This window comes from Amycolatopsis sp. NBC_01488 (assembly GCF_036227105.1).
In the GTDB taxonomy this organism is placed as follows: Bacteria; Actinomycetota; Actinomycetes; order Mycobacteriales; family Pseudonocardiaceae; genus Amycolatopsis.
The window spans coordinates 9,196,238-9,210,597 of the sequence record NZ_CP109434.1 but is presented as its reverse complement, the minus strand read 5'-3'; the positions used below and the strand labels follow the sequence as shown (position 1 = coordinate 9,210,597).

Annotated in this window: 16 protein-coding genes; 13 read left to right on the top strand and 3 right to left on the bottom strand. The window is 70.3% G+C overall.

Annotated elements, in window-relative coordinates; genetic code table 11:
- Nucleotides 1-48 precede the first annotated feature (48 nt).
- Nucleotides 49-1,071 (bottom strand): acyl-CoA dehydrogenase family protein, encoded by a 1,023-nt coding sequence (locus OG738_RS43235; protein ID WP_329049802.1) that lies wholly within the window; start codon nt 1,069-1,071, stop codon nt 49-51.
- 9 nt (nt 1,072-1,080) lie between these two features.
- A complete protein-coding gene (locus OG738_RS43230) occupies nt 1,081-2,244 on the bottom strand; it encodes an acyl-CoA dehydrogenase family protein (RefSeq protein WP_329049801.1) in 1,164 nt (387 codons plus the stop codon).
- Nucleotides 2,245-2,314: 70 nt separating this feature from the next.
- Here OG738_RS43230 and OG738_RS43225 point away from each other — a divergent pair, with 70 nt between their 5' ends.
- The 13 genes from OG738_RS43225 (at nt 2,315) to OG738_RS43165 (ending at nt 13,857) form a co-directional block, all read left to right on the top strand.
- Entirely contained in the window at nt 2,315-2,506 is a 192-nt protein-coding gene (locus tag OG738_RS43225) for a ferredoxin (protein WP_329049800.1), read from the top strand.
- Nucleotides 2,507-2,588: 82 nt separating this feature from the next.
- Nucleotides 2,589-3,446 (top strand): 3-oxoacyl-ACP reductase, encoded by an 858-nt coding sequence (locus tag OG738_RS43220; RefSeq protein ID WP_329049799.1) that lies wholly within the window; start codon nt 2,589-2,591, stop codon nt 3,444-3,446.
- Nucleotides 3,443-4,201, top strand: coding sequence for a glucose 1-dehydrogenase (locus OG738_RS43215; protein WP_329049798.1), 759 nt, complete (start codon nt 3,443-3,445; stop codon nt 4,199-4,201). Before OG738_RS43220 ends, OG738_RS43215 begins: the two co-directional genes overlap by 4 nt.
- Nucleotides 4,202-4,290: 89 nt before the next feature.
- Nucleotides 4,291-5,079, top strand: a complete 789-nt coding sequence (locus OG738_RS43210; RefSeq protein WP_155542112.1) for an MlaE family ABC transporter permease — start codon at nt 4,291-4,293, stop codon at nt 5,077-5,079.
- Nucleotides 5,079-5,930: an MlaE family ABC transporter permease gene (locus OG738_RS43205; protein ID WP_329049795.1), complete on the top strand. Its 852-nt coding sequence runs from the start codon at nt 5,079-5,081 to the stop codon at nt 5,928-5,930. Before OG738_RS43210 ends, OG738_RS43205 begins: the two co-directional genes overlap by 1 nt.
- The gene (locus OG738_RS43200) at nt 5,927-7,252 is read left to right on the top strand and encodes an MCE family protein (protein WP_329049793.1); all 1,326 of its coding nucleotides are present in this window, start codon (nt 5,927-5,929) and stop codon (nt 7,250-7,252) included. Before OG738_RS43205 ends, OG738_RS43200 begins: the two co-directional genes overlap by 4 nt.
- A complete protein-coding gene (locus OG738_RS43195) occupies nt 7,249-8,286 on the top strand; it encodes an MlaD family protein (RefSeq protein ID WP_329049791.1) in 1,038 nt (345 codons plus the stop codon). The genes OG738_RS43200 and OG738_RS43195 overlap by 4 nt, the downstream gene beginning before the upstream one ends.
- Nucleotides 8,283-9,314, top strand: coding sequence for an MlaD family protein (locus tag OG738_RS43190; RefSeq protein WP_329049790.1), 1,032 nt, complete (start codon nt 8,283-8,285; stop codon nt 9,312-9,314). The genes OG738_RS43195 and OG738_RS43190 overlap by 4 nt, the downstream gene beginning before the upstream one ends.
- Nucleotides 9,311-10,507, top strand: coding sequence for an MCE family protein (locus OG738_RS43185; RefSeq protein WP_329049788.1), 1,197 nt, complete (start codon nt 9,311-9,313; stop codon nt 10,505-10,507). Before OG738_RS43190 ends, OG738_RS43185 begins: the two co-directional genes overlap by 4 nt.
- Entirely contained in the window at nt 10,504-11,667 is a 1,164-nt protein-coding gene (locus OG738_RS43180; RefSeq protein WP_329049787.1) for an MCE family protein, read from the top strand. The genes OG738_RS43185 and OG738_RS43180 overlap by 4 nt, the downstream gene beginning before the upstream one ends.
- Nucleotides 11,664-12,899: an MCE family protein gene (locus OG738_RS43175; protein WP_329049786.1), complete on the top strand. Its 1,236-nt coding sequence runs from the start codon at nt 11,664-11,666 to the stop codon at nt 12,897-12,899. Before OG738_RS43180 ends, OG738_RS43175 begins: the two co-directional genes overlap by 4 nt.
- Entirely contained in the window at nt 12,896-13,378 is a 483-nt protein-coding gene (locus tag OG738_RS43170; RefSeq protein WP_329049785.1) for a hypothetical protein, read from the top strand. Before OG738_RS43175 ends, OG738_RS43170 begins: the two co-directional genes overlap by 4 nt.
- Nucleotides 13,375-13,857 (top strand): hypothetical protein, encoded by a 483-nt coding sequence (locus OG738_RS43165; protein WP_329049783.1) that lies wholly within the window; start codon nt 13,375-13,377, stop codon nt 13,855-13,857. The genes OG738_RS43170 and OG738_RS43165 overlap by 4 nt, the downstream gene beginning before the upstream one ends.
- Here OG738_RS43165 and OG738_RS43160 read toward each other — a convergent pair.
- The gene (locus tag OG738_RS43160; protein WP_329049781.1) at nt 13,854-14,333 is read right to left on the bottom strand and encodes a hypothetical protein; all 480 of its coding nucleotides are present in this window, start codon (nt 14,331-14,333) and stop codon (nt 13,854-13,856) included. The genes OG738_RS43165 and OG738_RS43160 overlap by 4 nt on opposite strands.
- Between the last annotated feature and the right edge of the window lie 27 nt (nt 14,334-14,360).

The following is a 14,360-nucleotide window of genomic DNA, read 5'->3' as shown; positions in this document are numbered from 1 at the left end:
CTGGAGGGTCGGCCGCTGAGCCGACCGCCCGGGTACGCGAGCCGACCGTCAGGCGTCCGCGGCCAGCGCGTCGCCCAGGGCCAGGAGCTGCGTGGTCGCGGTGCCCAGCTGGAACTCCAGGCGCTTCGCCGCCGTGAAGTACCGGTGCACCTCGTGGTCCACGTCGATGCCGACGCCGCCGTGGACGTGGACCGTCGTGTGGGCCACCCGGTGGCCTGCTTCCGCCGCCCAGAACTTGGCCGTCGCCACCGCTTCCGCCGCCGGGAGGTCCGAGGCCAGCCGCCACGCGGCCTGCAGGGACGTCAGCCGGACGGCCTCCACGTCCACGTACGCGTCCGCGAGACGCTGGCGGACCGCCTGGAACCCGCCGATCACGTGGTCGAACTGCTTGCGCTCGGCCGCGTACGCCGCCGTCAGCTCCAGCGCCCGCTCGACCACGCCGAGCTGCTGCGCGCACACCCCGGCCGTCCCGCGCAGGCGCAGCCATTCGCCGATGTCGCCCAACGACACGCCCGGCACGTCGGACAGTTCCAGCAGGCCGGCGTCCGCGTGGTCGGTCATCTGCTGCGGCCGCACCGTCACCCCGGACGCGGAAGCGTCGACCAGGAAGACCTCGCCGGACGCCGCCACGAGGAAGCCGTCGGCGAACGCGCCGAACGCCACCGCCGGCTGGGAGCCGGACACCCGGCCGTCCGAGGCGGTGAACCCGGACAGAGCCACCGCTAGAACGCGTTCTCCTCGCAGCACCGGCAGCACCCAGCGGTCCACCAGCTCCGGCGTGCCGAACTCGGCCAGCGCCGACGCCGCCATCGTGATCGACGGCAGGTAGGGGACCGCCGCCACCGCGCGGCCGATCTCGGTGAGCACCGCGCACTGCTCCAGCAGGCCGAACCCGCCGCCGCCCAGCGACGACGGCAGGGCCGCGTCGAGCACGCCCGCCTGGCCGAGCGCCGTCCACAAGGGAGCGTCGAAGCCGCCGGTGCCGTGCGGGTCGTGGGTGGCCTTGTCGGCGAGGATCCGCCGGGTCAGCGCGGCCAGGTCGGCCGACGCCTCGGAAGGGGTGAAGTCCATGGGACGCTCCTAGCGCGTGACGGGCAGGCCGAGGGCGGTCGCGGCGATCATGTCCCGCTGGATCTCGTTGGTGCCGCCGCCGAAGGTGAGGATCAGCGCCGACCGGTGCAGCCGCTCGATCCGCCCGGCCAGCAGCGCGCCCGGCGAGCCGTCGCGCACGACGGCCGCCGCGCCCAGCACCTCCATCAGCAGCCGGTAGGCCTCGATCGCGAACTCGGTGCCGTACACCTTCGTCGCCGACGCCTCCGCCGGGCCCAGCTCGCTCGCGGCCGCGGCCCAGGCGATCCGCCAGTTCCGCAGCTTCAGGTACTCCGCGCCCGCGTGCACCCGCGCGAGGTGCACCCGCACCCATTCGTGGTCGATGGCGCCGGTCTCCTTCGCCCACGCGAGGACGTCGGACAGCGCCTTGCGCACCGGCGCCGACGACGTCAGCGCGACGCGCTCGTGGTTGAGCTGGTTGGTGATCAGCGGCCAGCCCGCGTTCTCCTCGGCGACGCGCGCCGACACCGGCACCCGCACGCCGTCGTAGTACGTCGCGCTGGTGCCCGCGCCCGCGACCGTGTGCACCTTCGTCCACGAAAATCCGGGAGCAGACGTCGGCACGATCAGCATCGACAGGCCGCGGTGCTTCTTCGCGTCGGGATCGGTCCGGACGGCGAGCCAGACGTAGTCGGCGTACTCGATCAGGCTGGTCCACATCTTCTGCCCGGTGACGACGTACTCGTCGCCGTCGCGCACCGCGCGCGTCCGCAGGGACGCCAGGTCGGTGCCGGCCTCCGGTTCGGAGTAGCCGATCGAGAAGTGCAGCTCCCCGGCGGCGATCTTCGGCAGGTAGAACGCCTTCTGCTCGTCGGTGCCGTAGCGCATGATGGTCGGCCCGACGGTGTTCACCGTGAGGAACGGAACCGGCACCCCGGCGACCGCCGCTTCGTCGGTGAAGATGAGCTGGTCGAGCATCGGCCGGCCCTGCCCGCCGTACTCCCGCGGCCAGCCCAGCGCGAGCCAGCCGTCCTTGCCCAGCTGCCGGACGATCTCCTTGTACGCCAAGCCGTCGCCGTACTCGCCGCCGCCCGCGCGGAGGCTTTCCCGCCGCTCGGGCGTCATCAGCTCGGCGAAGTACTCCCGGAGCTCCGCGGCCAGCGCGCGCTGTTCCGGTGTGTAGTCGATCCGCACCCGTCACCCCGATCCGGCGTTATAGTAGAACCTGTTCTAGTTGTACCAGGACTCACGCGGCGGAGGAAGCATGGAGATCGGGGTCGACCGTTCGCTCTGCGAGGCGAACGCGGTGTGCGTGGGGTTCGCGCCGGACGTCTTCGACCTGGACGACGACGAAGAACTCGTCATCCAGCCGGGCCCGGTACCGGCCGATCGGATAGAACAAGTTACAGATGCGGTCAAAGGTTGTCCTAAGAACGCCCTGTTCATTGCCGGTTAGCGGTGTTCACTCAAGGGCTTGCTCTCGGCAAGAACAGATTCTAATGTAGGCCCGATCACAGGACTCGATGAGGAGGCCGCGCGTGAGCCTGACCGGCAGGACAGCGATCGTCACGGGCGCCGCCGCGGGCTTGGGGCGGGCCGAAGCGCTCGCCCTCGCCGGGCGGGGCGCGACCGTCGTCGTCAACGACATCGGTGAGCCCAAGGACGTCGTCGAAGAGATCGAAGCGGCCGGCGGCAAGGCCGTCGCGGTCGCCGGCGACGTCGGCGAGCGGGCCACGGCGGACGCGCTCGTCGCCGCCGCGCTCGACCTCGGCGGGCTCGACATCGTCGTGAACAACGCGGGCGTGCTGCGCGACAAGATGCTCTTCTCGATGTCGGACGACGACTGGGACACCGTGCTCCGCGTCCACCTGCGCGGCCACTTCCTGGTGTCCCGCAACGCCGCCAAGCACTGGCGCGACCAGTCCAAAGCGGACGGGAAGCCGGTGTACGGCCGGCTCGTCAACACCGCCTCCGAAGCCTTCCTCATCGGCTCGCCCGGCCAGCCCAACTACGCCGCGGCGAAGGCGGGCATCACCGCGCTCACCATGTCGGCCGCCCGCGGCCTGGCCAAGTACGGCGTCCGCGCCAACGCGATCTGCCCGCGGGCTCGGACGGCGATGACCGAGGGCGTGTTCGGTGCTCCTCCCGCCGAGGGCGCCGACCCGCTCTCGGTCGAGCACGTCGCCCCCTTCGTCGCCTACCTCGCCTCGCCCGCGGCCGAGCACGTCAACGGCCAGGTGTTCGTCGTCCACGGCGGCACGGTCGCCCTGGTCGAGCCGCCGCGGATCGAGCACCGCTGGTCGCTCGGCGAGCTCGAGACGTCGGTCAGCGCGTTCTTCGCCGAACGCGACCCCGGCCGGATGTTCGCCGCCACCGAGATCCTGGGAGAGTCATGAGGCTGGACGGGAAGATCGCCCTGATCACCGGCGCCGCGCGCGGCCAGGGCGAGGCCGCGGCACGCGCGTTCGTCGCCGAAGGCGCGAAGGTGCTGATCGCCGACATCCTGGACGACGAAGGCAAGCAGCTCGCCGCCGAACTCGGCGAGCAGGCCGCCTACCAGCACCTCGACGTCGGCGACGAGGACGGCTGGGCCACCGCGGTCGAGCGGGTGACCAGCGAGTTCGGCGCGCCGAACGTGCTGGTCAACAACGCGGGCATCCTCCACTTCTCGGAACTGGGCAAGACGAAGCTGGCCGACTACGAACGCGTGATCCGGGTGAACCAGATCGGGGCGTTTCTCGGGATGCGCTCGGTCGTTGAACCGATGACCGCCGCCGGCGGTGGCTCCATCGTCAACGTGTCCTCTGTGGAGGGACTGGCCGGGATGCCCTACCTCGTCGCCTACACCGCGAGCAAGTTCGCCATCCGCGGGATGACCAAGGTCGCGGCGATGGAGCTCGGCAAGAAGCACATCCGCGTCAACTCGGTCCACCCCGGCGCGATCGACACGCAGATGGTCGAGACCGCCGCGGGCGGCCAGAAAGTCGACATGTCGTATGTCGGGAAGAAGGTCGCGCTCGGCCGGGTCGGGCAGCCGGAGGACGTCGCGAAGCTGGTGTTGTTCCTGGCCAGCGACGAAAGCGCGTACTGCACGGGAGCGGAGTTCATCGCGGACGGCGGGGCCACGGCCACGCACGCCCTCAATTTTTGAGTCAACACCGTTAGTGAACACCGCTAACGAAAACTGGGCACCGGGTGTGGAGAAGACTCGGGGGTGACTGACTAGTACTGGGAGGTGTGGTGAGCGAGAGCACGGGCACGCTCCCGGGAACCGCGGCCCTGACCCAGGTCGGCCGCCTCGCGACGCTCTCCTGGGAGGTCCTGCGCGCGATCTTCAAGCGCCCCTTCCAGACCCGCGAGTGGATCCAGCAGTGCTGGTTCTTCGCGAGCGTCACGATCCTGCCGACCGCGCTGGTCGCCATCCCGTTCGGCGCGGTGATCGCGCTGCAGCTCGGCTCGCTGACCGCGCAGATCGGCGCGCAGTCGTTCACCGGGGCGGCGTCGGCGCTGGCCATCGTGCAGCAGGCCAGCCCGCTGATCACGGCGTTGCTCGTCGCGGGCGCCGGCGGCAGTGCGGTCTGCGCGGACATCGGCGCGCGCAAGATCCGCGAAGAGATCGACGCCATGGAGGTCCTCGGCGTCAACCCGATCCAGCGCCTCATCGTGCCCCGCGTGCTCGCCGCGATGGTCGTTTCGGTGCTGCTCAACGGCTTGGTCAGCGTGGTCGGCGTGCTCGGCGGCTACTTCTTCAACGTCGTCCTCCAAGGCGGCACGCCCGGCGCGTACCTGGCCAGCTTCAACGCCCTCGCCCAGGTGCCGGACCTCTGGGTCAGCGAGATCAAGGCGCTGCTGTACGGCTTCGTCGCCGGGGTCGTCGCCGCGTTCCGCGGGCTGAACCCGCCGCCCGGGCCGAAGGGCGTCGGCGACGCCGTCAACCAGGCCGTCGTCATCACGTTCCTGCTGCTGTTCCTCATCAACGTCGTGCTCACCGCGATCTACCTGCGGATCGTCCCGCCGAAGGCGATGTGATGACGGCCGAACCCCTCGACACCACCGACCGGACGCTCGAGTACCTCGCGCGTCCGGGGCAGAGCCTGGAAGGCCTCGGCAAGCAGCTCGCGTTCGCCGGGAAGGCGCTCGCCTGGTCGCCGCGCACGATCCGCCGCTACAGCCGGGAAACGCTGCGGCTGCTCACCGAAGTCTGCTTCGGCACCGGCGGCCTCGCCGTCATCGGCGGCACGCTCGGCGTGATGATCGGGATGACGCTGTTCACCGGCCTCATCGTCGGTCTCCAGGGCTATTCCGCGCTGAACCAGCTCGGCACGGCCGCGCTCACCGGGTTCATCTCCGCCTACTTCAACACGCGTGAGGTCGCGCCGCTGTCGGCCGGGCTCGCGCTGTCCGCGACGGTCGGCTGCGGCTTCACCGCCCAGCTCGGCGCGATGCGGATCTCCGAGGAGATCGACGCGCTCGAAGTCATGGGCGTGCCGAGCATGCCGTACCTGGTGACGACGCGGGTGCTCGCCGGCGTCGCCGCGGTGATCCCGCTGTACGCGGTCGGCCTGCTCTCGAGCTACCTCGCGTCGCGGCAGATCACCATCTGGCTCTACGGCCAGTCCGCGGGCACCTACGACCACTACTTCACGCTCTTCTTGCCACCCGGCGACGTCCTCTGGTCGTTCGGGAAGGTGCTCGTGTTCAGCGTGCTCGTGATCCTGTCCCATTGTTATTACGGCTTCCACGCCAGCGGCGGCCCGGCCGGGGTCGGCGTCGCGGTCGGCCGCGCGGTGCGGACGTCGATCGTGCTGATCTCGGTGCTGGACTTCTTCCTCAGCCTGGCGATCTGGGGCGCGAACACCACGGTGAGGATCTCCGGATGAGGCGCGAGCTGTGGCAGCGGCTCCGGTACCAGGTGCTGGGGCTGGCCTTCCTGCTCGTGGCCGCGTTGTTCATCGCGGGCACGCTCGCCGTCTACAACAAGGCGTTCACACCGGTGACGCTGGTGAAGCTGGAGACCGACCGCGTCGGCAGCCAGCTGCGCACCGGCGGCGACGTCAAGGTCCGCGGCATGCTCGTCGGCGAGATCCGGTCGGTGTCGGCGAGGGGCGACCACGCCGAGCTGGAGCTGGCCCTCGACCCGGACAAGACGCACGTCATCCCGCGGAACGTGTCCGCGCGGCTGCTGCCGAAGACGCTGTTCGGCGAGCGGTACGTCGCCCTGCAGCTCCCCGAGACTTCGGCAGGCCCGATCAAGGCCGGCGACGTCATCCCGCAGGACCGCAGCAGCGCGGCGATCGAGCTGCAGAAGGTTCTCGACGACGTGATGCCGCTCCTGCAGGCGGTGCAGCCCGAGAAGCTGTCGAGCACGCTCACCGCGGTGTCGACCGCGCTCGAAGGCCGGGGCAAGCAGCTCGGCCAGACGCTTGTGCAGCTGAGCGACTACCTCGGCAAGCTCAACCCGTCCCTGCCGGACGTCAAGGCCGACATCACCGGGCTCGCGAACGTCGCGAACACCTACGACAAGGCTGCGCCCGATCTGCTGCAGGCGCTGTCCGACCTGACGACGACGAGCCGGACGATCGTCGACCAGCGAGCCCGGCTGAGCGACCTCTACGCGACCGTCACCGCGGCTTCGGTGGACCTGACGAACTTCCTGCAGGTCAACGAGGACAACCTGATCCGGCTCACCACGGCGGTCCAGCCGACGCTGGACGTCCTCGCCAAGTACGCGCCCGAATACCCGTGCCTGCTCGAACAGCTCGCCGGCGAGGTCGCCCCGGCCGAACTGGCCTTCGGCAAGGGCACCGCGCACCCCGAGGTCAGCCGGGTCACGATCGAGTTCGCCGCGAGCCGCGGCAAGTACCTGCCCGGCGTCGACGAGCCGAAGTACGAGGACAAGCGCGGCCCGCGGTGCTACCCGCAGGTCCCGAAGCCCGGCCGCTGGCCGCAGTACCCGCCGGACGGCGCGATCAAGGACGGCTCCAGCAAGCCCGCGCCGCCGAAGAACCCACCCGAAAAGCTGCCCGGTGTGGGCGGCGGTGCCGTCGGCGGGAACGGCACGATCGTCGGCTCGGCCTACGAAAACGACCTGATCGACCTGCTCGCCTCGCCCGCGCTCGGGACGTCGCCCGGCGACGTGCCGGGCTGGGCGGGCCTGCTCGTCGGGCCGCTCTACCGCGGGGCGGAGGTGGAGCTGAAGTGAGGAGCTTCGTGCCGTCGCTGGTCAAGCTCGTGGTGTTCGCCTTCGTCACCGTGCTGCTCACCGGCGTCCTCGCGGCCACCATCGCGAACACCGACTTCGGTCAGACGTCCGGCTACCTGGCGAAGTTCACCGACGCGTCCGGGCTCAAGGAAGGCGACGACGTCCGCATCGCCGGGGTCAAGGTCGGCCAGGTCGACTCCATCGGGGTCGTCGAAGGCGACCGGAACTTCGCCGAGGTGCGGTTCGACGTCGAGCACGCCTACCGGCTGCCCGAGACGGTGACCGCGACGATCAAGTACCGCAACCTCGTCGGCCAGCGCTACCTCGCGCTCGGCACCGACGTCCCCGGCGACAAGGCGCTGGCGGACGGCGGCACGATCCCGCCCGAGCGCACCAAGCCCGCGTTGAACCTCACCGTGCTGTTCAACGGCTTCAAACCGCTCTTCAAGGCGTTGAGCCCCAAGGACGTCAACCAGCTTTCGGCCGAGATCATCAGCGTCTTCCAGGGCGAGGGCGGCACGATCACCAGCCTCCTGCAGCACACCGCGTCGCTCACCACGGCGATCGCGAGCAAGGACCAGGTGATCGGGCAGGTCATCGCGAACCTCAACACCGTGCTCGGCACGGTCAACGCCCACGGCCCGCAGCTCGGCGACCTCATCGAGCAGACGCAGAAGCTGGTCAGCGGGCTGGCCGAGCAGCGCAAGCCGATCGGCGACGCCGTCAGCGCCCTCGGCGACCTCGCGGTGTCCACGACGGGCCTGCTCGCCGACGCGCGCCCGGCGCTGAAGGACGACGTCGCGCAGCTCGGCGTGCTGTCACAGAACCTCGGCGACTCCGGCGTGCTGCTCAACCACCTGCTCGAAGTCCTCCCGGGCAACCTGGAGAAGTTCACCCGGACCCTGAGCTACGGCAGCTGGTTCAACTACTACCTGTGCGGGATCACCGGCACCATCGGCATTTCCTCGCTCGACATCACGCTGCCGATCATCCCGATCCCCGGCACCCAGCGCGCCGAAAGGTGTGGCCCGTGAAACCGTTGAAGGAACGCAACCAGGCCGCGGTCGGCGCGGTCGCGCTCGTGCTGATCGTGCTCGTCACGGCCACGACGTACTTCTCCGACCAGCTCCCCTTCTTCGGCAACGGCACGACGTACTCCGCCTACTTCGGCGAGTCCGCCGGACTGGCGCCGGACAACGAGGTAGAGGTCGCCGGCGTCAAGGTCGGCACGGTGTCCTCGGTGACGCTGGCCGGCAAGCAGGTACTCGTTCGCTTCCGGGTCAAGGACGTCCGGGTCGGGGAGGCGACGACGGCGTCCATCGAGATCAAGACGCTGCTGGGGGAGAAGTACCTCGCGCTCGACCCGAAGGGCGGCGGCGCTCAGGAACCGGACGCGACGATCCCGCAGGCCCGCACGCGCACGCCGTTCCAGCTGCAGGACGCCTTCGAGCAGCTGTCGACGACCGTCGGCGACATCGACACGAAACAGCTCGCGGACAGTTTCACCGCATTGTCCGACAGCCTCAAGGACAGCCCGCAGTACCTCAAGGACACGCTCACCGGACTTTCGTCGCTGGCCAAGACCGTGTCCTCCCGCGACAACGATCTCCACACGCTGCTGGCCAACACCAGCCAGGTCTCGAAGACGCTGTCCGACCGCAACGCGCAGCTGCAGCGCGTGATCAGCGACGGCAATCTGCTGCTCACCGAGCTGCAGAACCGCAAGACCGCGATCCACGCGCTGCTCACCGGCACCCAGCAGCTCTCGCAGCAGCTGTCCGGGCTCGTCTCGGACAACCGCGCGCAGCTGAAGCCGACGCTGGACAAGCTCGGGAAGGTGACCGACATCCTGCAGCGCAACCAGGGCAACCTCGACCAGAGCCTCAAGCTGATGGCGCCGTTCGCCCGCGTCGGCGCGAACGCCACCGGGAACGGCCGCTGGTTCGAAGGCTATCTGTGCGGGTTGCTGCCGCCGACGATCACCGCCGCCGGGCTGCACATCAACCCGGAGGGCTGCACCCCGCCGATCGCGGCGCCGAACCAGGGGGTGGGCGGCCGATGACCATCCGGACCTACCGCGGACGCAGCCTGGTGACGTGGCTGGCGTTCGCCTGCATCGTCGCGCTGGTCGTCACCGCCGGGCTGTGGCTGGTGTTCCGCGCCGCCACCGGCACGACGCTGTCGGCGTACTTCGGCAAGACCGTCGGGCTGTACGCGGGCTCGTCGGTGCGGGTGCTCGGCGTGCCGGTCGGGCAGGTCACCGGCGTCACGCCGCAGGGCGACGCGGTGCGCGTCGACATGCAGGTCGACGACGGGGTGCAGCTGCCGGCCGACGTCGGCGCGGTCGTCGTCGCGCCGAGCCTGGTCAGCGACCGGTACGTCCAGCTGACCCCGGCCTACGACACCGGCCCGACGCTGGCGACGGGCACAGTGCTCGCGAAGGATCGCACGGCGACGCCGGTGGAGCTGGACGACCTCTATGCGAGCCTGGACAAGCTGTCGACGGCGCTGGGCCCGAACGGTGCCAACAAGGACGGTGCGCTGTCCGGCGTCCTGGACACCGCCGCGAACACGTTGAAGGGCAACGGCGCTTCGCTGAACTCGACGGTCGGGCAGCTCGCCGACCTCGCGAAGACCCTCGACGGCTCGAAGGACGACCTGTTCTCGACCGTGCAGAACCTCAACTCCTTCACCGGCGCCCTGGCCCAGAGCGACCAGCAGCTCAACGAGTTCTACGGCCGCGTCGCCGACGTCAGCCAGTTCCTCGCCGCGGACTCCTCCGACGTCGGGGCGGCGCTGCAGTCCCTCGGCGGCGCGCTCGGCGACGTCCAGCAGTTCGTCAACGACAACAAGACGGCGCTGGAGTCCAATGTGGACAAGCTGGCGTCGCTGTCGAAGGTGCTGGTCGACCAGCGCGCCGCGCTCGCCGAGGTGCTCGACATCGCACCGACCGGCGCGACCAACTTCATCAACTCCTACGACGCCGCGTCCGGCACGATCGCCGTCCGCGACAACCTGAACGAGCTGACCAACCCGCCGATCCTCACCGTCTGCCGGCTGATCAGCGCGGGCACGCCCAAGGAAGTCCCGGACACGCTGGGGAACATCTGCAAGCAGCTCGCGCCGGTGCTGGACGGGGCCCTGAAGCTGCCGACCATCCCGCAGGTGCTCAACTCGCTGCAGAACGGGACGCTGCCGCCGTTGCCGCTCCCGCTCGTCGACGTGATGGAGCAGCTGTCAGGCGGTGCGAAGTGAGGCGGCGGAAACGGATCGCCGGGATGCTGGCCGGCGTGCTCGTGCTCGCCGGCTGCAGCGACGGCGGGTTCAACGGCCTCTACGGCATGCCGCTGCCCGGCGGCGCGGACGTCGGCGACCACCCCTACCACGTCACCGCGCTGTTCACCGACGTGCTCGACCTGGTGCCGCAGTCGAGCGTCAAGGTCAACGACGTCGCGGTCGGGCGGGTCGACAAGATCTCCCTGACGCCGGACACGCGGTCCGCGCTGGTCGCGATGACGGTCAACGGCGACATCGCGCTGCCCGCCAACGCGCGCGCCGAGCTGAAGCAGTCGAGCCTCCTGGGCGAGAAGTTCGTCGAGCTGAGCGTGCCGACGGCCGAGCCGGCCACCGGGAAGCTCGCCGACGGCGCGCAGATCCCGCTCGGGCGCACCAACCGCAACCCCGAGGTCGAGGAGGTGCTCGGCGCGCTTTCCCTGCTGCTCAACGGCGGCGGGGTCGAGCAGATCCAGAAGATCAGCCACGAGCTCAACGACGCGCTCTCGGGCAACGAGCCGGAAATCCGCGCGCTGCTGTCCCGAGTGGACGATCTGGCGACCCAGCTCGATGGGCACCGGACGGAGATCCTGCGCGCGATCGACGGGCTCGGGAAGCTGTCGCACACCTTGGCCGGCCAGACGCAGAATCTCACGAACGCGCTCGACAACCTCGCGCCGGGCCTGAAGATCGTCACCGACCAGCGCGACCAGCTCGTCGGCATGCTGAACGCGTTGAACTCGCTCTCCGGCGTCGCGACCGACACGGTGACGAAGAGCCGCGACCAGCTCGTCGCGAACCTCAAGGCGCTGCAGCCCACGTTGACCAAGCTCGGCGAGGCCGGGTCGAACCTGCCGAACGCGCTGCAGATCCTGCTCACCTACCCGTTCCCGGACTACGCGGGCAACGTGATCAAGGGCGACTACGCGAACGTCGAGGCGAACGTGAACCTCGACCTGGACACGCTGATCCAGAACTTCACGAACTCGTCGCAGCCGCCGATCGCGCTGCCGTCCGGGATCGGCGGCCCGGCGTCGACGGTCGCGCCGCCGCTGCCGTTGCCCGACCTCGGCTCGTCGGGCCAGGCGGCCGGAACCGGCCTGCTGGGCGGCCTGCTCGGCCTGGTCGGAGGTGGCCGGTGACCACGCGCAAGGTCCGCGTCCAGCTGTTCGCGTTCGTCGTGATCGCGGTGGTGTCGGTCGTCTACGCCGGCGGCCGCTACGCCGGGCTGGACCGGCTCTTCGGCAACCGCGGCTACGTCGTCACGGCGCAGCTGACCGACTCCGGCGGCGTCTTCGTCAACTCCGAGGTCGCCTACCGCGGGGTCACGGTCGGGCGGGTCACGTCGATGACGCTGACCGAGCACGGCGTCGACGTCGCGCTCGACATCGACGCGGGCGCCCCGGACATCCCGGCCGACGCGCACGCGCAGGTGGCGAACCGCTCGGCGGTGGGGGAACAGTTCGTCGACCTGCTCCCGCAGCACGACGGCGGTCCCTACCTGCACGACGGCTCGGTGATCACGCCGGACAAGACGTCGCTGCCGCCGTCGCCGGACACCGTCCTGACCCACCTCGACGACCTCGTCGCGAGCGTGCACCCGGATTCGCTGCGGACGGTCGTCGATGAGACGTACAACGCGTTCGCCGGCGCGGGCCCGGAGCTGCAGCAGCTGCTCGACAGCACCGGCTCGTTGACCGCGGTGGCCGCGCAGTACGTGCCGGAGACGCAGGGGCTGCTCGCGAATTCGAGGATCGTGCTGGACACGCAGGAGCGGCAGGCCGCGAACATCACCGACTTCGCGAGCGGCTTGAAGACGATCGCCGGGCAGCTGAAGAAGTCCGATCCGGACCTGCGGCGGGTGATCGCGCAGGCGCCGCAGCTGAGCCGGCAGATCAGCGACGTGCTCGCGGCGTCGGGGACCGACCTGGGCGTGCTGTTCGCGAACCTGCTGACGACCGCGCAGATCACGTCGTCGCGGAAGGACTCGATCGAAGAGCTGCTGGTGGCGTACCCGATCATTTCGGCGTTCTCGCCGTCGACGTCCCCGGACGGCACGGGTCACCTGGGCGTGGTTTTCAACTTCTTCGACCCGGCTTCGTGCACGAAGGGCTACGAAGGCACGAAGGAGCGTCCGGCGAACGATACGACCGAGGCGCCGGTGAACATGAACGCCTACTGCGCCGAGCCGCCGGGCAGCCCGACCGGGGTGCGTGGCGCGCAGAACGCGCCCTACGCGGGCAAGCCGCCGGCGATTCCGGCCGCGCCTTCGCAGACCGCGACGGCGCCCGCGCAGGCCCAGTTGCCGGGGATGCTGAGCCTGCTGACCGGGCCGTCGGCGGGCGGGCTGGGCAAGCTGCTGGGCGCGTCGTGACGGTCCGGTTCCTGGTGGTGGCCGCGGTGCTTTCGGTGCTGGCGGCCGGTTTCACGGGCTGGTCGTGGTGGCGGGCCGCTTCGGACGATGCCGCGGCGCGTGGCCGCGAGCGGGACGCGGTGCTCGCGGCGGCGGGCCCGGAGCTGGTCACGTTGAACACGATCGACTACCGCTCGGCCGGCGCGGACGTGGACCGCTGGATCACGGCGACGACGGGCCAGTACGGCAAGGATCTCTCGGGCGACCGCCAGGTGCAGATCGACCGCGCCACCACGGCACGCACGGTGTCGACGGCGTCCCTGGTGCAGGCGGCGGTGACGGAGGTTTCCGACGGGACCGCTCGCCTCCTGGCCGTCCTGGACGTGCGGGTCTCGACCGGCGGCGCGGCTGTCACGCCTCGCCTCAACCGGCTCACGGTGGACGTCTCGCGCGCCGACTCGGGCTGGAAGATCGCGGGCGTGCAGGCGGCGGGCTCGTGACCCGCGCGCTGGCGGCGGTCGTGGTGCTCGCACTGGGCTGCGCGGTGTGGTTCGGCATCGAGACGGCTTCCCTGTCCCCGGGCGACAATCTCGCACTGGTCGACACCTCGGCGACCGCGTCGGTTTCGTCGGAGGTGAGCGACGCGGTGAAGGCGGTGTTCTCCTACGACTACGCGAACCTGGCCCGCACCGAGCGCGCGGCCTCGGAGGTGCTGACGGGGGAGGCGGTCGGGCAGTACCAGGCCCAGTTCGCTTCGGCCCGCACACGGGCGACGTCGCAGAAGCTGGTGCGGACGACGACGGTGCGGGCGGTGGGGGTGCGGACTCTGGTCGGGGACGATGCGTCGTTGCTGTTGTTCCTGGACCAGCAGACGGTGGCCCAGGGCGGGGGCGCGCCGACGTCGTCGGTGGCCCAGCTGGCGGTGACGGCCAAGCGGATCGACGGACGGTGGAAGCTGGCGACGTTGACGGCCCTCTAGCCGTCCCAAACCGCGGCGCCCTGGCGCAGGACCTCGACGCCCGACTCCGAAGACGACGGCCACAGCTCGACCACGTACCGGTAGTGCGCTCCGAACTCGTGGTCGTTCCAGTCGACGGGCGGCGGCCCCGCCGGCACATACGACACCCGCACCCGGTAGCGCCCGGGAAGCACCGCGAAGAACTTTTCCTGCGACGGGTAGTCCGCGGGCCCGGAAATCACGAGTTTCCCGCTCGGAACCGGAAGATCCGCTTCCACGACGTGCTCGGCCTCGACGATCAACGCGGGCGGAGCGGGCGCGAGAGTCACCGAAGACTCCACCAGGTCCGACCGCGCCGTGGCGATCGCGAGGCCGCCCGGCTCCGCCCCGATGCGGTGGGACTCCACGGCGAGCGCCGTCCAGCCGCTGCCGTCCAGCCGGGAACCGGAGTCGCGCACCGAGAACTGCCGCTGGTCGGCGTGGACTACCAAGTGCACACCAACCACCCTAGCCAGGACCCGCCC

Bases quoted from the DNA above. Each gene is read 5' to 3' on its own strand.
- OG738_RS43235 (WP_329049802.1), bottom strand. From the start codon at position 1,071: ATGGACTTCACCCCTTCCGAGGCGTCGGCCGACCTGGCCGCGCTGACC.
- OG738_RS43225 (WP_329049800.1), top strand. From the start codon at position 2,315: ATGGAGATCGGGGTCGACCGTTCGCTCTGCGAGGCGAACGCGGTGTGC.
- OG738_RS43215 (WP_329049798.1), top strand. From the start codon at position 3,443: ATGAGGCTGGACGGGAAGATCGCCCTGATCACCGGCGCCGCGCGCGGC.
- OG738_RS43205 (WP_329049795.1), top strand. From the start codon at position 5,079: ATGACGGCCGAACCCCTCGACACCACCGACCGGACGCTCGAGTACCTC.
- OG738_RS43200 (WP_329049793.1), top strand. From the start codon at position 5,927: ATGAGGCGCGAGCTGTGGCAGCGGCTCCGGTACCAGGTGCTGGGGCTG.
- OG738_RS43185 (WP_329049788.1), top strand. From the start codon at position 9,311: ATGACCATCCGGACCTACCGCGGACGCAGCCTGGTGACGTGGCTGGCG.